Origin of the sequence: Williamsia herbipolensis (assembly GCF_000964005.1) — a bacterium.
Taxonomy (GTDB): domain Bacteria; phylum Actinomycetota; class Actinomycetes; order Mycobacteriales; family Mycobacteriaceae; genus Williamsia_A; species Williamsia_A herbipolensis.
Genome location: NZ_JXYP01000031.1, coordinates 68,331 through 88,716 on the forward strand (window position 1 = coordinate 68,331; position 20,386 = coordinate 88,716).

20 protein-coding genes are annotated in these 20,386 nt (G+C 70.6%); 8 read left to right on the top strand and 12 right to left on the bottom strand.

All coding sequences use genetic code 11. The features are described 5' to 3' along the window. Window positions 1–21: 21 nt before the first annotated feature. Window positions 22–1,164, top strand: coding sequence for a citrate synthase 2 (locus tag TU34_RS17265; protein WP_045824175.1), 1,143 nt, complete (start codon window positions 22–24; stop codon window positions 1,162–1,164). Between the two features lie 22 nt (window positions 1,165–1,186). Here TU34_RS17265 and TU34_RS17270 read toward each other — a convergent pair whose 3' ends face one another. The 4 genes from TU34_RS17270 to TU34_RS17285 are packed head-to-tail and all read right to left on the bottom strand — an operon-like array spanning window position 1,187 to window position 5,563. Further along, window positions 1,187–2,380 (bottom strand): class I SAM-dependent methyltransferase, encoded by a 1,194-nt coding sequence (locus TU34_RS17270; protein WP_045824133.1) that lies wholly within the window; start codon window positions 2,378–2,380, stop codon window positions 1,187–1,189. A gap of 24 nt (window positions 2,381–2,404) precedes the next feature. Further along, entirely contained in the window at window positions 2,405–4,024 is a 1,620-nt protein-coding gene (locus TU34_RS17275; protein ID WP_052689015.1) for a hypothetical protein, read from the bottom strand. Then, the gene (locus TU34_RS17280; protein ID WP_045824134.1) at window positions 3,996–4,934 is read right to left on the bottom strand and encodes an ABC transporter ATP-binding protein; all 939 of its coding nucleotides are present in this window, start codon (window positions 4,932–4,934) and stop codon (window positions 3,996–3,998) included. The genes TU34_RS17275 and TU34_RS17280 overlap by 29 nt, the downstream gene beginning before the upstream one ends. Next, the gene (locus tag TU34_RS17285; protein ID WP_045824135.1) at window positions 4,931–5,563 is read right to left on the bottom strand and encodes a TetR/AcrR family transcriptional regulator; all 633 of its coding nucleotides are present in this window, start codon (window positions 5,561–5,563) and stop codon (window positions 4,931–4,933) included. The genes TU34_RS17280 and TU34_RS17285 overlap by 4 nt, the downstream gene beginning before the upstream one ends. 159 nt (window positions 5,564–5,722) lie before the next feature. Here TU34_RS17285 and serC point away from each other — a divergent pair, with 159 nt between their 5' ends. The 3 genes from serC to TU34_RS17300 all read left to right on the top strand — a co-directional run bounded on the left by serC (window position 5,723) and on the right by TU34_RS17300 (window position 8,906). Then, on the top strand, window positions 5,723–6,856 hold the full coding sequence (gene serC / locus TU34_RS17290) for a phosphoserine transaminase (RefSeq protein WP_045824136.1): 1,134 nt from the start codon (window positions 5,723–5,725) through the stop codon (window positions 6,854–6,856). Between the two features lie 208 nt (window positions 6,857–7,064). Beyond that, window positions 7,065–8,087 carry a septation protein SepH gene (gene sepH / locus TU34_RS17295; RefSeq protein WP_045824177.1) on the top strand — a complete coding sequence of 341 codons (1,023 nt, stop codon included), beginning with the start codon at window positions 7,065–7,067 and terminating at the stop codon, window positions 8,085–8,087. 36 nt (window positions 8,088–8,123) lie between these two features. Continuing rightward, a complete protein-coding gene (locus TU34_RS17300; protein WP_052689016.1) occupies window positions 8,124–8,906 on the top strand; it encodes a DUF6928 family protein in 783 nt (260 codons plus the stop codon). A gap of 1 nt (window position 8,907) precedes the next feature. Here TU34_RS17300 and TU34_RS17305 read toward each other — a convergent pair whose 3' ends face one another. Next, a complete protein-coding gene (locus TU34_RS17305; protein WP_045824137.1) occupies window positions 8,908–9,183 on the bottom strand; it encodes a DUF2537 domain-containing protein in 276 nt (91 codons plus the stop codon). A 94-nt stretch (window positions 9,184–9,277) separates the two neighbouring features. Between TU34_RS17305 and TU34_RS17310 the strand changes: the two genes are divergently transcribed. Then, window positions 9,278–10,687: a phytoene desaturase family protein gene (locus tag TU34_RS17310; protein WP_045824138.1), complete on the top strand. Its 1,410-nt coding sequence runs from the start codon at window positions 9,278–9,280 to the stop codon at window positions 10,685–10,687. 10 nt (window positions 10,688–10,697) lie between these two features. On the opposite strand, the gene TU34_RS17315 is transcribed toward TU34_RS17310, so the two are convergent. Both TU34_RS17315 and TU34_RS17320 read right to left on the bottom strand, forming a co-directional pair. Continuing rightward, on the bottom strand, window positions 10,698–11,528 hold the full coding sequence (locus TU34_RS17315; RefSeq protein WP_420835196.1) for a TrmH family RNA methyltransferase: 831 nt from the start codon (window positions 11,526–11,528) through the stop codon (window positions 10,698–10,700). Between the two features lie 73 nt (window positions 11,529–11,601). Then, window positions 11,602–12,849 carry an MFS transporter gene (locus TU34_RS17320; protein ID WP_160298546.1) on the bottom strand — a complete coding sequence of 416 codons (1,248 nt, stop codon included), beginning with the start codon at window positions 12,847–12,849 and terminating at the stop codon, window positions 11,602–11,604. Window positions 12,850–12,916: 67 nt separating this feature from the next. Here TU34_RS17320 and TU34_RS17325 point away from each other — a divergent pair, with 67 nt between their 5' ends. Next, complete coding sequence (locus TU34_RS17325; protein ID WP_045824140.1) at window positions 12,917–14,140, top strand: GNAT family N-acetyltransferase; 1,224 nt, start codon at window positions 12,917–12,919, stop codon at window positions 14,138–14,140. A 78-nt stretch (window positions 14,141–14,218) separates the two neighbouring features. Here the strand turns inward: TU34_RS17325 and TU34_RS17330 are convergent, their stop codons facing one another. The 3 genes from TU34_RS17330 to TU34_RS17340 form a co-directional block, all read right to left on the bottom strand. Then, window positions 14,219–15,469, bottom strand: a complete 1,251-nt coding sequence (locus TU34_RS17330) for an MFS transporter (RefSeq protein WP_045824180.1) — start codon at window positions 15,467–15,469, stop codon at window positions 14,219–14,221. Window positions 15,470–15,553: 84 nt separating this feature from the next. Then, window positions 15,554–15,985 (bottom strand): Rv0880 family HTH-type transcriptional regulator, encoded by a 432-nt coding sequence (locus TU34_RS17335; RefSeq protein WP_045824141.1) that lies wholly within the window; start codon window positions 15,983–15,985, stop codon window positions 15,554–15,556. Between the two features lie 106 nt (window positions 15,986–16,091). Beyond that, a complete protein-coding gene (locus TU34_RS17340; protein WP_045824181.1) occupies window positions 16,092–17,531 on the bottom strand; it encodes an NCS2 family permease in 1,440 nt (479 codons plus the stop codon). A 162-nt stretch (window positions 17,532–17,693) separates the two neighbouring features. Between TU34_RS17340 and TU34_RS17345 the strand changes: the two genes are divergently transcribed. Beyond that, window positions 17,694–17,951 carry a DUF2530 domain-containing protein gene (locus tag TU34_RS17345; RefSeq protein ID WP_045824142.1) on the top strand — a complete coding sequence of 86 codons (258 nt, stop codon included), beginning with the start codon at window positions 17,694–17,696 and terminating at the stop codon, window positions 17,949–17,951. Here the strand turns inward: TU34_RS17345 and TU34_RS17350 are convergent. Then, window positions 17,944–18,846, bottom strand: a complete 903-nt coding sequence (locus TU34_RS17350; protein ID WP_045824143.1) for an alpha/beta fold hydrolase — start codon at window positions 18,844–18,846, stop codon at window positions 17,944–17,946. The two genes, TU34_RS17345 and TU34_RS17350, sit on opposite strands and share 8 nt — an antisense overlap. A gap of 134 nt (window positions 18,847–18,980) precedes the next feature. Here TU34_RS17350 and TU34_RS17355 point away from each other — a divergent pair, with 134 nt between their 5' ends. After that, window positions 18,981–19,835 carry a helix-turn-helix domain-containing protein gene (locus TU34_RS17355; protein ID WP_045824144.1) on the top strand — a complete coding sequence of 285 codons (855 nt, stop codon included), beginning with the start codon at window positions 18,981–18,983 and terminating at the stop codon, window positions 19,833–19,835. Here TU34_RS17355 and TU34_RS17360 read toward each other — a convergent pair. Then, window positions 19,814–20,386: a phosphatase PAP2 family protein gene (locus TU34_RS17360; RefSeq protein ID WP_045824145.1), complete on the bottom strand. Its 573-nt coding sequence runs from the start codon at window positions 20,384–20,386 to the stop codon at window positions 19,814–19,816. The two genes, TU34_RS17355 and TU34_RS17360, sit on opposite strands and share 22 nt — an antisense overlap.

Consider the following 20,386-nt stretch of genomic DNA (forward strand, 5'->3'; position numbering starts at 1 on the left):
GGCGACGAAGGAGTCGACACGATGGCAGAGAGCTCACCGACCCCCTCGGACACCGCACACGTGCCCGACGACTTCGTTCCCGGGCTCGAAGGTGTCACCGCCTTCACCACCGACATCGCCGAACCCGACAAGGCCGGCGGCAACCTGCGCTACCGCGGTGTCGACATCGAGGACCTCGTCGAGAACCGGGTCACCTTCGGCGACGTATGGGCCCTGCTCGTCGACGGTCGCTTCGGTGACGGACTCCCGCCCGCCGAGCCGTTCCCGCTGCCCGTCCACACCGGCGACGTCCGTGTCGACGTCCAGGCCGCGCTGGCCATGCTCGCTCCCATCTGGGGCTACCAGCCGCTGCTCGACATCGACGACGCCACCGCTCGCGACAACCTCGCCCGAGCGTCGGTGATGGCGCTGTCGTACGTGGCGCAGTCGGCGCGCGGCATCGGTCAGCCCGCCGTCCCCCAGGCCCAGGTCGACGGATGCGACACCGTCACCGCACGTTTCATGACCCGGTGGCGGGGCGAGCCGGATCCGGCGCACATCCGCGCGATCGACGCCTACTGGGTCAGCGCAGCCGAACACGGCATGAACGCCTCGACGTTCACCGCCCGCGTGATCGCCTCGACCGGCGCCGATGTCGCCGCATCGTTGTCGGGGGCGGTAGGCGCCATGAGCGGACCGCTGCACGGTGGCGCGCCGGCACGCGTGCTGCCGATGATCGAAGAGGTCGAACGCTCCGACGACGCCCGCGGCCTGGTCAAGGGCATCCTCGACCGCAAGGAGAAGCTGATGGGCTTCGGGCACCGGGTCTACCGGGCCGAGGACCCGCGGGCACGGGTGCTGCGGCGCACCGCAAAGGAGCTGGGGGTGCCGCGTTTCGAGGTCGCCGCCGCACTGGAGCAGGCGGCGCTGACCGAATTGCGCGAACGGCGCCCCGACCGCGCCATCGAGACCAACGTGGAGTTCTGGGCCGCGGTGATCCTCGATTTCGCCGAGGTGCCCACGCACATGATGCCGGCCATGTTCACCTGCGGACGGACCGCGGGATGGTGCGCCCACATCATGGAGCAGAAGCGCCTGGGCAAGCTGGTGCGGCCGGCGGCGATCTACACCGGGCCCGGCCCGCGCCGCCCCGAGGACGTCGACGGGTGGGCCGAGATCTCCTGATCTCGCTGCGCGAGCATCGTTCTCACGGACGAGCGAGCGGTTCGACGAGGAAGGCGCGGCCCGCACCGGCGACCCGGGTGAGCACGATGAGCGCCGAGCGACTGCCGGTGAGTCGGAGCTTGGCGATGAGATCTTCCGGGACCACCTGCACGCCACGTTTTTTCACGGTCAGCGTGCCGACGTCGAGATCCTGCAGAGCCGCCCGTAGCTGCTTGGTCCGGTAGGGCAGTTCGTCGAGCACGAGATACCCGCGGGCGAACGGGGTGTCGGCGGGCTCGTCGGTGGTGATGTAGGCGATGTGCCGGTCGGGCAACCACCCGTCGATCTGCTCGGCCAGGTCGGCGACGAGACCGGCGCGGATCACGGCGTCGTCGGGCTCGAAGAGGTAGCGGCCCACCGGGCCCGCCTCGTCGGTGTCGGCCCCATCGGGCCCGGGGCGCCCGCCGCCGCTCATCGTGGCCCCCGACGGCAGCACCGTCGCGACTCGGGTACCGGCGTCGGGGTGGGCGAATCCCGCTCCCCACAGGCAACATTCGACGAGCTTGCCGCGCTCGGAGACCCATTCGGCGCGCACGCCGTCGCCGATGTCGTCGTGGCCGATGCCGGGCATCACCTTCGCGACCGCGCGCCCCGCCAGCCGCTGCGCCACGAGATCCCATGGTGGCGTGAGGCCGTCGAGCCGGAACACCCGGCCCCGCGCGGTGCGTCGGGCGGGATCGAAGAACGCGACCTCGTCCTCGGCAACGGTCGCGGTGGTGGCGTCGCCGACCTCGACGGTGCCCGGCAGAGCCAGCGCCGCGAGGTTGGCGCGCGCGATCTCGACGCGCACCGGGTCGATGTCGACGCCCCGCACCGCGATGCCGGCTCGCGCGAAGGCGATGAGATCCGACCCGATGCCGCACCCGAGGTCGACCACCGCATCAGCGCCGAGCGACCGCAGCGTCTGCGCACGATGGGTCGCGACCGAGGCGCGGGTGGCCTGCTCGAGGGCGTCGTGGGTGAAGTACATGCGCGCGGCGTCGTCGCCGAACTTGGTCCGCGCCAGCCCGCGCAGATGGTTCTGGGTGACCGCGGCGGCCACGAAGTCGCCGTCGTGGACGGTGCGCAGCCGGCTGCCCAGCGCGTGGTCGGACTCGACGCCGGCCCGCTGCGCGATCTCGGCGAGCAGCGCCTGCCCGGGTTCGGTCAGCAGTCGGCGAAACGTCTCGACATCCACGACCGCATCGTGTCACCTGACCGATCAGCGGGGGATGTCGCGGCGACCGAACCCCCACCCACCGAGCCCGAGCAGCACCGCCGCGGCCACCAGGCTCACGATCGGTGCGACAAGGCCGACGTCGCCGGGCGGCATGCCCGACACGTGGGTGTGGGGCGCGAGGTCGCGCACCCACACGGGTAGGCCGAACAACGCGCCGAACTGTGCGAACAGCATGTCGGCCAGTACCGCGGCCCACCCCACCGCGACGAATCGTGGTCGTAGGCCCCAGGCGGCGACACCGACGGCGACGACGACCAGGGTCCCGGGGATCTGCACGGCGCCGGCGGAGAGGACGGTCCCGATGTCGGGTGCCGCCGACGTCCCGGCGCTGATGCCGTGGGCGACCGCGATCGCGACCGATGCCGCCACGATCACGACGATCGACGCCCCCAGCGCGGCACACGCGGTGCTCACGAACCACCGCGTGCGTGACGTCGCGGTGGCGAGGACCTGCTCGGTGCGGCCCGCGGTCTCGTCGGCGCGGGCCCGCACCACCACCGCGACACCCGCGAGACCGGCGATCACCCCGACGAACCCGAGGACCGCGGCCATCACCGATTCGGCGAGCGCGCCACCACCGCCCAGGTCACGAAGGATGTCGGTCACCCCACCGCCCGACGGCACGAGATCGTTCACCGACGACAGCAGGAACCCCAGCAGCAGGCAGTACGCGGCGGTCGCCGACACCCACGGCGCGATCGTCGGCGCCGACACCCGCGCCACCACCGCCCCCACCGAGCGCAGTCGGCGAGATCCCGCGGGTTCGGGTCGCCGCACCAGCAGGCCCTCCCCGAGGTCGCGGCGACGCGCGATGGTCGCCGCCACCGCCACCCCGACGACACCCACCGCCACACCGGCGACCACGGGCAGCACCCGACGATGCCCGAACGGGTCGATCAGCTCGGCCCACCCCACCGGCGAGGCCCACCTCAACCAGGTGACCCCGTCGACGAGATCACCGACACCGCGCAGGACGTAACCACCGGCGAGGACCGTCACCACGGCGACATTCGCCCCGCGTGCGGTACCGAACACCTGATCGGCGACCGCAGCGATCCCGACGGCCGCGGCGCCGACCGTCACATAGCCGACCCCGACCATCACCGCCGACGCCGCCGACGCTCCGACAAGTGCTGTCGCACAAACCATCACGACGCCGAGGGCGGCGCCGACGATCATCGCGGCCGCGGCGGCGACGAGCACCGGGGCCGTGGGCGCGACGACACCGGCGCGCACGAGTTCGCCCCGTCCGGAGTCCTCCTCGGCGCGGGAATTGCGGATGATGGTGAGGGCAAGAAGGATTCCGGCGACGAGCACGAGGAACAGTCCGATTCGCCACGTCGTGATCGCCGCGGCCGAGGTGTCCTCGCCCAGCGGACCGAGCAGCAGCCGGAACGCGGGGTTGTCCGCGGCACCCGACCGCAACGCCTCGCGCGCGGCCACATCGGGGTACAGCGAGGCCATGGCCGCCCCGGTGACCACCACCAGAATCGGCAACGCGACGATGCCCAGCGACGAGCGGATCCGTTCCCGCCGCAGCGTGACACCGGCCAGCAGCCCCGCGCCCGCGACGTCAGTGCTCATCGCGGTCGGGCCCGTCACCGTGGTGTCCGTAGTAGCCGAGGAACAACTCCTCCAGCGACGGCGGTGCGATCTGCAGTGACCGCACACCACGGGTGCCGAGTGCGGTGAGCAGCGCCGACAGTCCCGCCGGCGCGACGGACAGGGTCACGGCGGTTCCGTCGGTGGTCGATGGCGTCGTCTCGAGGTCGGCGACGTCCGGGAGCTCGGCCAGGCCGTCGGTCGATCCGACGACCTCGGCGGTCACCCGCGTCCTGGTGAGATGACGCATCTGCGCGAGCGTCCCGCTCTCGACGGTGCGTCCGGCCCGGATGATGGTCACGGTGTCGCAGAGGCGTTCCACCTCACCGAGGATGTGGCTCGACAGCAGGACCGACGTGCCCGCGTCGGCCGCCTCGCGCACGCAGCGACCGAAGACGTCCTCCATCAGCGGGTCGAGTCCCGAGGTGGGTTCGTCGAGGATCAACAGATCGGCGCGGGAGGCGAACGCGGCGACGAGCACGACCTTCTGCCGGTTGCCCTTCGAGTACGCCGAGATCCGTTTCGTCGGGTCGAGATCGAAGCGGTCGATCATGGCCGCGCGATCGGCCGGGCGCGGTGTCGCCCCGCGCAACGCGAGCAGGGCGTCGATGCACTCGCCGCCGGTCATCTGCGGCCAGAGGTTCACATCGCCGGGGACGTAGGCGATCCGACGATGGATGGCGACGGCGTCACGCACCGGATCACCGCCGAGGACGCTGACCGACCCGCCGTCGCGCCGGTAGGTCCCGAGCAGCACTCGGATGGTGGTCGACTTCCCGGCGCCGTTCGGGCCGAGAAAGCCCGCGACGGAACCCTTCTCGACGGTGAGATCGAGGCCGTCGAGAACCTGGGTGCGGCCGAAGCGTTTCCGGAGACCCGACACGGCGACAACCGCTTCTGATTCGCTCATCGCTCACTCCCGCGGTAGGCGACGACGGCATCGAGGACGGTGGTGTCGGTGAGGACACCGTGCGTCGCGTATTCCGCGGCGGGCAGCATCGTGCGCTGCGCGTACGCGGCGACGATGGCGGCGCTGTCGGCGTGGTCGGGTGGCGGATGCACGGCGAGGTCGACGAGCATCGCCCCGATCGACTGCGCCACCAGGTACCGCGCCCGGGCCGCCTCGTCGAGCGAGGGACGGATGCGGCCGGCCGCGACGCCGACGGCCATCGATCGCTCGGTGTCGGCCACGAGCCGTTCGATGAACGTGCGCGCGAGGTCGCCGCCCTGCTGCACGCTGCGCAGGAGGTACATCAGCGACGGACCGGCGTCGGCGAGGTCGGCGAGTCGGTGGTCGAGCGCCACATCGTCTCCGACGGGTTCCCGCAGCGACGCGAGGTTGCGGTTCCTCGTCTGCTCGAGCACGTGGGTGTCGCACTCGGCGCGCAGACCGTCCTTCGACCCGAAGTGGTGGATGACCAGGCCGGGACTCACCCCGGCCGCCTCGGCGATCGTTCGCACCGACGCGGAGAACCCGTCGCGGGCGAACACGGCGATGGCGCTGTCACGCACCGTCGCACGCGCCGTGAGGTCGCTCATCGGGTCTCCTCCACTCGGTCGGGCCGCACGTCGATTGAACGCGCGTTCAGGACATTAAACAGTTGTTCAGCCGCGCGCAAGGGACAGGCCGTCGCGGCCGCGCGGGTGGGGCAACATGCGCCGTCGGTGACCTCGGATGCGGCAACTACGATTGCGGCCATGAGCGATTCCGCGATCACGATCCCCGCCGACCTCCTCCCCGCCGACGGCCGCTTCGGTTGCGGCCCGTCCAAGGTCCGCCCCGAGCAGCTGCAGTCGCTCGTCGACACCGGCGCGTCGGTGTTCGGGACCAGCCACCGCCAGGCACCGGTGAAGAACGTCGTCGGCGCCATCCGCGACGGTCTCCACACCTTCTTCTCGCTGCCCGACGGCTACGAGGTGGTCCTCTCCAACGGCGGCTCGACCGCGTTCTGGGATGCCGCGTCGTTCGGCCTCATCGAGAAGAAGTCGCTGCACCTCACCTACGGCGAGTTCTCGTCGAAGTTCGCCAGCGTCGCGAAGAAGGCGCCGTTCATCGAGAACCCGACCGTGATCTCCACCGACCCGGGTACCGCGCCGAACCCGGCCGACATCACCGCCGAGCAGGCCGGCGACGTCGACCTCATCGGCTGGGCGCACAACGAGACCTCGACCGGTGTCGCCGTGCCGGTGTCGCGTCCGTCGGCCGCCGGTGACGCACTCGTCGTGATCGACGCGACCTCGGGTGCCGGTGGCCTACCGGTGAACGCGGCCGACGCCGACGTCTACTACTTCGCGCCGCAGAAGAGCTTCGCCTCCGACGGCGGCATCTGGTTGGCGCTGATGAGCCCCGCCGCACTCGAGCGGATCGCGAAGATCGAGGCCTCGGGCCGCTGGTGCCCCGACTTCCTGTCGCTGCCGACCGCCGTCGACAACAGCTCGAAGAACCAGACCTACAACACCCCTGCCGTCGGGTCGCTGCTGCTGCTGGCCAACCAGCTCGAGTGGATGAACGCCCAGGGCGGGCTCGACTGGGCGACCAAGCGCACCGCAGACAGCTCGAGCCGCCTCTACGACTGGGCCGACGCGAGCGAGTTCGCGACCCCGTTCGCCGCGCCGGAGCACCGCAGCCAGGTGGTCGGCACCATCGACTTCGACGACTCGGTCGACGCCGCCGCGGTCGCCAAGACGCTGCGCGCCAACGGCGTCGTCGACACCGAGCCGTACCGCAAGCTCGGTCGCAACCAGCTGCGCATCGGCATGTTCCCGGCCATCGAACCCGACGACATCACGCAGCTCACGAAGTGCATCGACCACGTGGTCGCGGCCCTCTGACCCCGGTTCTGCCGTCGTTCCGGCGGAGGCGAACGTGACGCATGTGGCCCGTGGGACGATCGATCACAGCCCTGCTGAGCTGGTGTTTCCCGGTGTGTCATCGACCCGACACGCCGTCGCTGCACTAGGGTCGAGTGAACAGTCGCTCGGATGAACATCGGTCATGGCAGATCGGTACCACCCGCTCTCACTCGAGGAGGAGGGGCAGATGCGTGAACTGCGTGTCATCGGTCTGGACACCGACGGCGGATCGGTGATCTGCCAGGATCCCGACTCCGGTGAGAAGTTCCAGCTCCCGGCCGACGATCGGCTCCGCGCCGCCGCACGCGGTGACATCTCCCGACTCGGTCAGATCGAGATCGAGATGGAGTCGACCCTGCGACCGCGCGAGATCCAGGCCCGCATCCGGGCCGGGGCCAGCGTCGCGCAGGTCGCCTCCGCCGCCGGCGTGACGCCCGAGAAGGTGTCGCGCTTCGCCCACCCCGTGCTGCTCGAGCGGTCGCGTGCCGCCGAGTTGGCGTCGTCGTCGCACCCCATCCGCATCGACGGACCGGCCTTGTCCACGCTGGCCGAGGTCGTCGCGTCCGCGCTCGGCGCGCGGGGCCACAATCCCGAGGACACCGACTGGGACGCCTGGAAGAGCGAGGACGGTCGCTGGATCGTCCAGGTCAGCTGGCGCGTCGGACGGTCGGAGAACCATGCCCACTGGCGATACCAGCCGGGCTCGGGTGGCGGCACCACCGAACCGCTCGACGAGACCGCCGACGAGATCACCGATCCCGACCTGAGTCGTCCACTACGCGGGCTGACCTCGGTCGTCTCCCTCGCCTCGGCGGGTGAGCAGTACACCGTCGGCGCCGACGATCTCATCGGCCGCCAGCGTGCGCGGGTGGTCGCCGCCGACACCCCCGATCTGCTGCAGCCCACGCTCGTCGACCACCACGTCGAGCCGGTCGAGGACATCGACGATCTCGATCTCGACGACGTGCCGCCTGCCGAGATCGACAGGGAGCCAGCCGAGATCGCCAGGGAGACAACGGTCGAGCCGCAACCGCCAACGGCGAGCGACACCGAACCGCCGACGCCCGTGGCCGATCCGCTCGACATGCGCAGCAGCGCACCCACATCGGACGAGGCCCCGGCTCCTCGTCGGCGCAAGGCCGCACGCAAACCCGCGGTTCCGGCGTGGGAAGATGTTCTTCTCGGAGTCCGAAGCAACGGACACCAGTAGCGGGTTGAGGCGTTAGTGACCGAAAGGGTGCCTGTCGTGGCGACGACATCGATGCTCTGGTTGATCGACAGCGATGACCCCATCGCCGACCTCCGGGTCGGCGTCGTCAACGACCAGGTCACCGCGGAGACGTTGGCACGCAACGTCATCGGCGATTCGGTGCTCGTGCCGCGTGGCGAGACCACCCTGGATCGTGTCGCCTCGGGTGCCGACGACGAGATCGGCGTGGCCGTCTACGGACGACTCGCGGTCATCGCCGGCCCGCGCCTCGCCGCGACGGCCCCCTCGGAACTGCCGACCGAACTCGTCACCGCGCGCCCCACCGCGCACGCCTACCTCGTCCACACCGACACCGACGCCGCCTACGGCGTGTTCGCGCAATGGGATCAGGGGCGTCTTCGTCGTTCGTTCGCCGCCGACCCGGTCGACATCGTCGAGAACGAGGGCCTGCCCTTCCTCTTCGAACGTCCCTTCTGGGCCGGGGAACACCCGCTGCAGTACATCGACGGCGTGGCCCACGACCCTCAGGCACTGCCGTTCCACCCGGTCGAGTTCGCCGCCTGCGCCGCGCACACCTGGTTGGGGTTGCGTCTCGACGCGGCGTCGGCGTCTCCGAACGACACCGGTTCGGACTTCCCCATCTCCCGTCTTCCCGTGTCGCGCTTCGCGATCCGTCCCCCTGGCCACCAGCCGACCGACGACGACCACGCGCAGGTCACCTCGGCTCCCCCCGCCACCGACACCGACGCCGGGCTCGACGAGGACGACGCACCACCGGTGGTCAAGGTGGCGCGGTGGTTCGGATTCGGCAAACGCTGACTCACCGGGTCGCGGCGTAGCCGACCGCGACCAGCAGACCGACGACGAGGCCGATGAGCGCACCCCCGCCCATCCACCGCAACACCGGGCGACGCCGCCACACCCATGCCGACGGGGCGATGCCGCCGCACACGACGACGACTCCGAGCACGGCGAGCAGACGGCCGGTTTCCGCGATGACGCTGTAGACGCCGAGTACCGCCCCGGTCACGACCACCGCCGAGACCGCGGCCAGCGTGAGGCCCAGCGCCCAGGGCGTCGGCTCGGCGGACGACATGACTCATTGTCTCCCCGCGGGCGCGAGTGGGTAGCGTCGAACCCATGGGTCGCAACGTCGTGTCGCAGGTTCGTCATCCGGTGGTGGCGCTCCGATGACGACCGCCGTGGTGGTCGGGTCGGGTCCGAACGGTCTCGCCGGCGCCGTGCACCTCGCGCGCTCGGGCGTCGCGGTCACCGTGCTCGAGGCCGCCGACACCATCGGCGGCGGCACCCGATCCGGCGAACTGACCCTCCCCGGACTCACCCACGACCACTGTTCGGCATTCCATCCGCTCGGCGTCGGATCGCCGTTCCTGTCGCGTCTCGACCTGGCCCGCTACGGCCTGCAGTGGGATCACGCGCCGATCGACTGTGCGCACCCCCTCGACGACGGCACCGCGGCACTGATCCACCGGTCGATCGACACCACGGTCGACGGCCTGGGCCGCGACGGCCCGCGGTGGCGCGCACTGGTGGGTCCGCTGGCGGCGCGGTTCGACGACCTCGCCACCGAGGTCATGCAGCCGATCGTGCATCTGCCCCGACACCTGCTCGCCCTGGCGACCCTCGGCCCCCGGGCCCTGCCCCCGGCGACGATCACCGCGCGCCTGTTCGCGACCCCACAGGGCCGCGCCGCGTTCGCCGGTGCCGCCGCGCACGCCTACACCCGACTCGACCGACCACTCACCTCCGCGGTCGGACTCATGCTCGCCGCGTCGGGTCACCGCTTCGGGTGGCCGGTCGCCCGGGGCGGCTCGGCCGCGATCACCTCCGCGCTCGCCGCGATGCTCGTCGACCTGGGCGGCACGATCGAGACCGGACACCGGGTGACGAGCACCGCCGACCTGCCGCCGTCCGACATCGTGCTGCTCGACACCTCACCGCAGGTGGCGGCGGACATCTACGGTGACGCCCTCCCCCGCCGGGTGCAGCGCGCCTACCGACGGTTCCGCCGCGCACCGGGCGCCTTCAAGGTCGACTACGCGATCGAGGGCACCGTGCCGTGGACCGCGCCGGGCGTCGCCTCGGCGGGCACGGTCCACGTCTGCGGCGACGCCGACGAGGTGTTCGCCGCCGAACGCCAGGTGGCCCGGGGCGAGATGCCCGCCCGGCCGTTCCTCATCGTGGGACAGCAGTACGTCGCCGACCCGTCCCGCTCCCACGGCGAGCTGAACCCGCTGTACGCCTACGCCCATGTGCCGCACGGGTTCTCCGGCGATGCGACCGAGGCGATCACCGCCCAGATCGAACGGTTCGCACCCGGTTTCCGATCCCGCATCCGTGCGACCTCGGTGACCAGGACCGCCGACTTCGCCTCCGGCAACCCGAATTACGCGGGAGGCGACGTGATCGGCGGCTCCAACGGCGGGCTGCAGGTGGTGCTCCGCCCGCGACCGGCGATCGACCCCTACGCCACCGGGATCGAGGGTGTGTACCTCTGTTCGGCGTCGACTCCCCCGGGTGCGGGCGCCCACGGGATGGGTGGCTTCAACGCGGCCACCTCGGCGCTGCGCCACCTCTGACGGCGAGCAGCTACCGCGCGACGCGGGCGTAGAACGAGATCGCCGCGGCGGTGGCGACATTCAGCGAGTCGGTGCCCCGGGCCATCGGGATCCGTGCCCGCACATCGCCGGCCCGCATCGCGGTCTCCGAGAGTCCGGGGCCCTCGGCGCCCACCATGAACGCGACGCGATCGGCGCCGACGGCATCGGCGAGCGGTACCGCGTCGGCGTCGGGTGTCAGCGACACCACCGTGAACCCGCGCTCGCGGAGGTCGTGGAGATCGCCGGGCCAGTTCTCCGCGGCCGCGAACGGCACGAGCAGCGCGTGTCCCATCGAGACGCGCACGGCGCGGCGGTAGAGGGGGTCGGCGCACCCGCGACCGAAGACGACGGCGTCGACCGCGAGTCCGGCGGCGTTGCGGAAGATGCTGCCGATGTTCTCGTGGTCGTTGACGCCCTCGAGCACGACGACGGTGCGGGCCTGCGCGACGACGTCGTCGACGCTGAGACGTTCCGGTCGACGCGCGACACCGAGGACGCCGCGGTTCAGATGGAATCCGACGATCTCGGCCATCACCTCGGCGGTGGCGCGGTAGAACGGCAGCCCCTCGACCGTGGGCTGCGCGAGGTCGTCGGCGAGTTCATCGAGGCGTTTGTCGACCCCGAGGAACGCGTGCGGGGTGAACCGGGAGGCGATCATCCGCTGCACCACCAGGACGCCCTCGGCGACGACGAGCCCGCGTCCCGGACGTCCGCCGGGCAGCACGGGGAGGTCGGGACGGCGGTCGACGGAGTTCAGGTCTCGGAAATCGTCGACGCGCGGGTCGTCGGGATCGACGATGTCGATGACGTCTACGGACATCCGCCCATCCAACCCGACCGATCCGTCACGACGTCGTCTGGATGGGCAGGGGCGTGGTCGGACGGTCGCGTGCTCAGGCGGGGGCGTCCGCCGTCGCGGGTGTCGGGCGTGCGGCCTCCGCGCGGCGCTCGCGGACCAGCAGCAGCGAGGCGATGGCGACGAGACCGATCACCACGGCGGCGAACGTGATGCCCGCGGTCTTCACCCCCACCGCGCGCGAGAGGAACCCCTCGGCGACGACCGGCAGACTGATCGCGATGTAGGTGATCACGAAGTACGCCGAGGTCACCGCGGCCTTCTCGTCGGCCGGTGCGCCGGTCGCGATGCCCTGCAGACCGCGCGCGAACGCGATGCCCTGTCCGGCCCCGCCCACGATCCCGGCGACCGCGAGCAGCTCCCACCGTCCAACGACGAGGGTGATGATGAGGACGGCCATGCCGGCGATCATCGCGACGATCGCGAGGATGTCGGCGGCCTCGCGGGCGAGTGCGCGGCCGGCGAGCTGGCCCAGCAGCGACCCCGCCATCACCGACACCGTCAGCAGCGCCGCGCCGATCGCCGAGTGCACGCCGACGATCGTGGCCGAGATGGTCGGGGCGAGGGCGGTGAACAGGCCCATCACCGCGAAGCCCGCGAATCCGAGCAGTGCCGCCCGCAGGAAGAAGGCGCGGATCTCCTCGGGCACGCGCACCGGCATCAGGCCGAGCGAACGCTCGCGGTGGCGACCGCGGGTCTCGGGGACGGCCGCGATGATGGCCAGGGCGACGGCCATGAGGCCCAGGTGCACCCAGTAGGTGGTGTGCAGGGGCGCCGGAGCCCACGTGATGAGCATGGACGCGAGAACCGGTCCGAGTCCGAGCCCGCCGATCGTGGCCAGGGAGGCGATCACCGGGGCGCGTCCGGCCAGCCGTCCGCGGGCCATCTCGATGATCGACACCGACGCCGTGCCCACGAACACACCCGCCGACAGACCCGAGACCACCCGGGCCACCAACAGGACGGCCGTGTCGTCGGCGAGCAGGAAGACGACGTCGCTGGCCGCGGAGAACACGACACCGAGCGCGAGGATCGGGCGACGACCCAGCACGTCCGACCAGGTCCCCAGTCCGATGAGGGCCGCGAGCACGCCGACGGCGTACATCGCGTAGACGATGGTCACCGTCAGCAGCGAGAACCCGAACTCGCGCTCGTAGGTGGAGTACAGCGGGGTCGGCATGGTGGTGCCCAGCATCACCGCGCCGAGCACGACGGCGAGCCCGGCGGTGGGCAGAGCGCGCGTGCCGACCCGCTCGTCCGAGGCGGAACTGTTCGAGTGGCTCATGACCACAGTCAAGGCAGGATCGAGTCCCGATATTTCCGGGGCCGGCCTGTGTGAAAACGTAGAAGGTGTGACCGACACCGATCTGACCCTGCGGCGGGCCATCGACGCCGACTGGCCGGCGATCATCGCGGCCGACGCCCGCGCGTTCGCGTTCATCCACCCTCTCGACGCCGAGGCCGAGGCCGACATCCGCAGCAAGCTGCGCGACTCGGATGTGGTGGTGGTCTACGACGACTCCGGTCCGCACGGGTCGGTGCTCGCCGGTGTCGCGATGTTCTACCGGATGACCCTCACCCTGCCGGGCGGCACGCGCGCCGACCTGCCGGGCCTGTCGTGGGTGTCGGTGGCGGCCACGCATCGTCGTCGCGGCATCCTGCGCATGATGATCACCGAGCTGTTCGACCAGTGGGAACGCGAGGAGAGCGTCTTCTCGATCCTCACCGCCAGCGAGGCGACGATCTACGAACGGTTCGGCTACGGCCCCGCCTGCTTCGAGCAGAGCGCGTCGATAGATCTGAACAAGGCGGAGTTGCGTGACCCGCCGCCGTCGTACTCCCCGGTGCGGTTCGCGACCGACGAGCAGGTCCGTGAGCTGGTGCCCGACCTGCACGACCGGTGGGCGTCGATGAACCCGGGCGCGATCGTGCGGTCGCGGGTGTGGTGGAACATGATCTTCGCCGATCGAGAGATGTTGCGCGACGGCCGTTCTGCGCTGCACTACCTCGTGCACCCCGACGGGTACGCGAGCTACCGGATCAACCACGTCGACGGGGAGTCGCGTGCGGAGGTGTCGGAGTTCGTCGCGATCACCGACACCGCGCACACCGATCTGTGGCGCGTTCTGCTCGGCCTCGACCTGACGCCGACGGTCACCGCGTCGATCCCGGTCGACGACCCCCTGCCGATGAAGCTCACCAACCTGCGGGCGCCGACGGTGACGGCGATCAAGGACTCGATGTGGTTGCGCATCATCGACATCCCCGCCGCGCTCGAGGCACGGACGTACTCCGAAGACTTCGACGCGGTGCTCGAGGTCACCGACACCTTCCGCGGCAACGGCGGTCGTTTCGCGTTGTCGGTGCGCGACGGTCAGGCGACCGCGACACCGACCGAGGAGCCCGCGACGGTGCGCATGGACGTGTCGGTGCTGGGCAGCATCTATCTCGGCGGCTATCGCGCCACCGAGTTCGCCGCCGCCGACCGGCTCTGGGCCGCCGACCACACCACCCTGTGCGACCTCGATCAGGCGTTCCTCACCGACCGGAAACCGTTCTCGGGAACCTTCTTCTGACCGTCGCGCTGCCGATATCGTCCCCCTGAGCGCCCTCCGAGGGCATATCCCCCTCGAACGCCCACCACGGGGACGATCTCAGCCGCCGGCGGCGGGAACCGGGGTGAGCACGAGTTTGCCGTGGTCGACGTGGGGCCTGATGCGGCGGACGCGCATGAGGACGACGATGCACGCGACGGTGGCCACGACGCTGATGGCGCCACCGAGGATCAGCGGCGCACGCGGGTCGGTGACCTGGGCGATCCACCCGAGCAACGGGCTCCCGAGCGGCGTGCCGCCGAGGAAGCACAGCATGTAGACGCCCATCACGCGACCGCGCATCGACGAGTCGACCGACAGCTGCACGATGTTCATCGCCGACGTGCTGAAGGTGAGCACCGCCGCACCGGCGGGCACGAGCATCACCGCGACCCACGCGAAGTTCGGCATGAGACCGACGACCACCTCGAGCACCCCGAACGCCGTCGCCGCAGCCAGGAAGTGCCGTAAGCGCGCCGGGTTGCGACGCCGCGCGGCGAGGGTCGCACCGGCCAACGTCCCGACGGCGAGCATGGTCGACAGGAAGCCGTAACCGCCCGCCGACCCGGCAAAGGTGTTGGCGGTCAACAGGGCCAGCGACAGCGGGAAGTTCATGCCGAACGTCGACACCATGAACACGGTGGCGAACACGACGACGAGGTGTGGTCGGGCGCGCACGTAGGCGAGGCCGGCCCGCACCGACGACCGTCCGGTGGACCGTTCGCTGCGCAGCAGGTCGCCGGGCCGCATCAACGTCAACCCGATGAGCACGGCCACGAAGCTGACCACGTTGACGAGGAACACCGGGCCGGTGCCGATCAGGGTGATCAGGACGCCGGCGACGGCCGGGCCGATGATGCGCGCGAGGTTGAAGGTCATCGAGTTCAGCGCCACGGCGTTGGGCAGGTGTTCGGGACCGACCATCTCGACGGTGAACGACTGGCGGATCGGTGCGTCGATCGCCGAGATGCACCCCAGGATGAGCGACAACGCGTAGACCTGCCCCAGGGTGGCCATGCCGAGGGTGTCGGAGACACCGAGGAACAGCGCACAGAGCGCCATCCCGATCTGGGTGGCCATCAGCAGGCGACGTTTGTCGAAGCGGTCGGCCAGCGCACCGGCGGGCATGGAGAGCACGACGGTGGGTCCGAACTGGAGAGCCATCACGATGCCGACGGCGAGTCCGCTGTTCCCGGAGAGATGAAGGACCAACCAGTCCTGGGCGATGCGTTGCATCCAGGTGCCGATCAACGACACCACCTGGCCGCCGGCCCAGAGGCGATAGTTCCGTACCCCGAGGGACGAGAACATCAGGGGCAACGGCACCCGGCCATGTTACCGCCGCTAAGAACAGCTCAGATCCGACGAACCGACCCGTCGCTGCTCGACGTCGAGCTAATCGCTGCTCGACACCATCGTCGACATGATCTCGACGGCCTGGCGGAGGACGGCCTGCTCGGAGCCGTCGAGCTTCTCGAGTTGCCCGCGGAGCCATGCCTCGCGGGCATTTGTCTCGTCACGGACGACCTCGTTGCCGAGATCGGACAACGTGACGATGATCTGGCGGCCGTCGGTGGGGTGCGGATCGCGCTTGACCATGCCGAGATCGGCGAGTGAGGCGATCACGCGTGTCATCGACGGCGGCTGGACACGCTCCTGGGCGGCCATCGCGCCCGGGGTCATGGGTCCCTCGCGATCGAGGGTCGACAAGGCCGACAGCTGCGTCAACGACACCGTGGAGGACTGCCGCCGCCCGCGCAGGTGCCGCGCCAGGCGCACAACCGCAAGGGCCAGATCGCTGGCCAGCTTGTCGTCTTTGGCATTCACGGGCTCAACAATAGGTCACGTGATACCGAATGCACGCCGAACTACCAATGTGACGCGCCAACTCATGTGCACGACTGCGCATCGGTCATCGGTATGAAATGCGTGGTCAACGATCGATCAGCGTCTCGATGGGGCCCTTGGCGAAATAGACCACGAACAGCACCGCGATGATCCACAGCAGCGGGTGCACCGAGCGTGCTCTCCCGCGAGCCGCGGCGAGCACCACCCAGCTGATGAACCCGACGCCGATGCCGTTGGCGATCGAGTAGGTGAACGGCATCACGACGACGGTCAGGAAGCACGGGAGCGCGTACTCGAACCGCGTCAGGTCGATCGACCGGATCTGGGCGATCATCAGCGCGCCCACCACCACCAGCGCCGGTGCGGCGGCCTCGAGCGGCACGATCTGATACAGCGGCGTGAAGAACATCGCGACCAGGAACAGCAGCCCGGTCACCACGTTGGCCAGACCGGTGCGCGCCCCCTCGGCGATGCCCGACGCCGATTCGACGAACACCGTGTTCGACGACGCCGACGCGGTACCGCCGGCGATGGCCCCGACACCTTCGACGACCAGCGCGCGCCCCACGTTCGGCAGGTTGCCGTCGGCGTCGACGAGTCCGGCCTCCTTGCCCAGCCCGGTCATGGTGCCCATGGCGTCGAAGAAGTTCGACAGCACGAGGGTGAACACGAAGATCGACGCCGAGAGGACGCCGATGCGGACGAAGGCGCCGAAGATGTCGACGTCGCCGACGAGGCTGAGATCGGGCAGGTCACCGATGGTCCCCGGCCACGTCGGGATGTTGAGGCTCCATCCGCTGCGGCCGTTGCCCGAGGCGGGCAGGTCGGCGAAGGCCTGCACCACGACCGCGATCAGCGTGGTCACGACGATGCCGATGAGCAGTCCTCCGCGCACCTTGCGCACCACGAGCACACCCATCACGAGCACGCCGATCGCGAACACGAGCGTGGGCAGGGTGGTGATCGAGTTGCCGACACCGAGGCCGACGGGGACGGTGGTGCCCGCGGCATCGGGGGTGCGGGTGACGAACCCGGCGTCGACGAGGCCGATGAACGCGATGAAGCAGCCGATGCCGGCGGCGATGGCGGCCTTGAGTTCGGCGGGGATGGCCGCGAACACGCGACTGCGGAGTCCGGTCACCGCGAGGAGGACGATGATGATGCCGTCGATGACGACGAGGCCCATGGCCTCGGGCCAGGTGACGTCGGGCGCGATGCTGACCGCCAGCAGGCTGTTGATGCCGAGGCCGGTGGCGATGGCGAACGGGTAGTTCGCGATCACGCCGAAGGCGATCGACATGAGTCCGGCGACGAGCGCGGTCACCGCGGCGACGGCGGCGATCGGCAGCACGTTGCCCAGCACGTCGGCGTTGCGGTCGCTGCCGGCGACCCCGCCGATGATGATCGGGTTGAGGACCACGATGTAGGCCATCGTGAAGAAGGTGACCAGCCCGCCGCGCATCTCGCGGGAGATCGTCGAGTCGCGTTCGGAGACATGGAAATATCGGTCGAGCCGACCGCGCACGGCGCCGGATGTGACGGGGGTCGACCCCTGCGCACCGGTGTTCTCGGGATCGGTCTTCTCACTGGGGGTGCGCGGCACGCCCGCCTCCTGGTGTGTCGAGTTCTCGCGGGCCGATGGCCCGTGGGCTGTCCCCTGCCCGGAGGAGACCCTACGCTGGCACCCATGACCGATGCGGGCGATGCGCAGGCCCTTCCCCAACCGCCGCGATGGCTGATGACGCCCGACAACGTCGTCTACGTCGGGATGGCCGCGTGGCTCATCGCGACGGTCGTGATCGCGGCGACCGGCATCGGGTCCACGTCGACACTGGTGAGCGCGATCATCGGCCTGGTGGTGGGTGTCTTCGGCACCACCATCTTCACGGTGCAACGGCGCGCGAGCCGTCGCGGCGACCGCGCGGCGCAGCGCGGCCTCAACTGACGTCGACACCACCCTGCGTGTGTCCGAGGACGGGCCGTAGCGCCTCGGCCACCTCTCGCGGCGACTCCTCGTGGACGAACAGTCGGCCGCCGGGGATGGCGGCGAGCGTGACGGGCCCGCCGAAGGTCGGCATCATCTCGCGGGCCCGCTCCACCGGGAAGAACGCGTCGGCGTCGCCGTAGACCAGGACCACCGGTACCTCGATCGCGCGGTGGAGGGCCGGCAACGCGGCGATCGCGCCGACGTCGAAGGTGCGCAACAACTTCCCGACCGCCCACCGTCGGTCGGCGTCGTCCCGCAGCGGGTCGAGGAAGAACTCGGCGAACTCACCGTCGAGTCTTCCGCGATCGGCGAAGCAGTCCCCGAGCGCGACGCGCAGCCGCCGGAGAGCGGGTGTGGTGAGCGCCGCCGTGAGCGGTCGGCCGACACCCGGCACGTGGCGTAGAGCCAGGAACGACCCGAAGCGCAGGCTCTGACGGCCGGTCTGTTCGGTGGCGACGAGTCCCCACGCCCGGACCCTCGGGTCGCTCGCGAGCGCGTGCCGGGCGATCAGCCCGCCGCTGTCGTGGCCCACCACGGCGACGTCGTCGAGGCCCAGCGCGTCGACGACCGTGCGCACCGACGCGGCGTGCTCGGCGATCCCGAGCGGCGTGTCCCGGTCGAAGCGACTGTCCCCGGCGCCGGGGAGATCGATGACGTGGGAGCGGAAGTCCTCGGCGAGATGCGGTACGAGGTGGCGGAAGGTCGCCCCCGAGACCGGCCAGCCGTGCACGAACAGGACGTCGGGACCGGCACCGACGCTGCGGACGGCGACGGCGCCACCGGACACCTCCACGTGACGATCGGGCGGTGCGCGGAAGAGGTCGACACCGGTGGATGCAGTGCGGTCGTTCATCGTTCGTCCTCTCGTCGAGGGAGACACCGAGATCGGGGGCCTCCTCGAGACCATCGGAACGCACGACCACCGCGGCGGGCAATGACGTGGCGAGGTAGGTGCGGCCCCGGTGCCGGCTGTCCTACGCTGCGCCCATGGCCTCTCGCGAACCGGACTCCCCCGCCCGTCGCGGCGGGGTGTATCCGGCGCTGCTGCGTCACTGGCGTCATCGACGGGGTCTGAGTCAGCTGGATCTGGCGGTCACCGCCGACGTGTCGAGTCGCCACATCAGTTTCCTCGAGACCGGACGGTCGGCGCCCGGCGCCGAGATGGTGGTGCGGCTCGCCACAGCACTCGACGCGCCGCTGCACGCCACGAACGAGATGTTGCGTGCCGCCGGCCATCCGCCACGGTTCCCGGAGGCACCGGCGGGCGGCGATCCGCTCGCGCCGGTCCGCGCGGTCGTCGAGGTGATGAAGTCCCACCACGATCCGCTACCGCTGGTCGTGATGAACCGCGCGTACGCCATCCTCGACCTCAATCGTGGCGCGCAGGCGCTGCTGACCGCGGCGATGGCCGACCTCGACCCCGACCGGGTCGTGGCCGCCGGCCTGAACCTGGCGCGGCTGACCCTCGATCCCGAGATCGGACCGCGGATCATCGTCAACCATCGCGACGTCGCGCGTGACCTGCTGTGGCGAATCCACCACGAGGTGCTCGGCGACGCGAACGACGAGCTCGCCGCGCTGCACGCCGATCTCGTCCGATCGCCTCTGGTCGAGCCCGATTGGCGCTCCCCCGACCCGACGGTGCCCGCCGCACCCTCGCTCGAGCTCGAGGTCCGCGTCGGACCCGACATCCTGCGCTTCGTCGTGACCGTCACCGCGCTGCTGGCGCCGCTGATGGTCGGCGTCGACGACATCCGGGTCGAGCAGTGGTTCGCCGCCGACGCCGAGACCGCCCGGACGTGCGCGCAGATCGCGGGCGATCAGTTCGACGCGGCCACCTGACGACGACGCGTCCGCAGTGCCCGCGCGACCGCGACGGCGAGCACCACCCAGATCGCGCCGATCAGCCAGCCCGCGACGACGTCGGTGGTCCAGTGCACGCCGAGGTAGATCCGGCTGGCCCCGATCAGCAGCGACGCGACGGGGGCGATCGCGAGGACCGGGGCGTGCGCTCGAACCCAGACCGACGTCTGCCACGCCGCGACCGCGACCAGGCCGAGGACGACCGCCGACATCATGGCGTGCCCCGAGGGGAACGAGTAGGTGTCGATGGCGATCACCCGGAACCGCGGTTCGGGACGCGGGCGCGCGGCGAGGTGCTTCAGCGCCTGCATCAGCAGCCACCCCGAGGCCGATCCGATCAGCACGGTCAGCGCCCGGTCGCGGGAGCCGATGCGCCACAGGACGATCGCCGCGACGATCGCGATCAGGGTCATGGCGGCGGTGTTGCCGACGGTGGTGATGACGCGGAAGACATCGGTGAGCCACGCGGTCCGGTGGTCGGCGACCCACTCGGTGACGTCGTGGTCGACACCCGGTGTCGTCAACTGCAT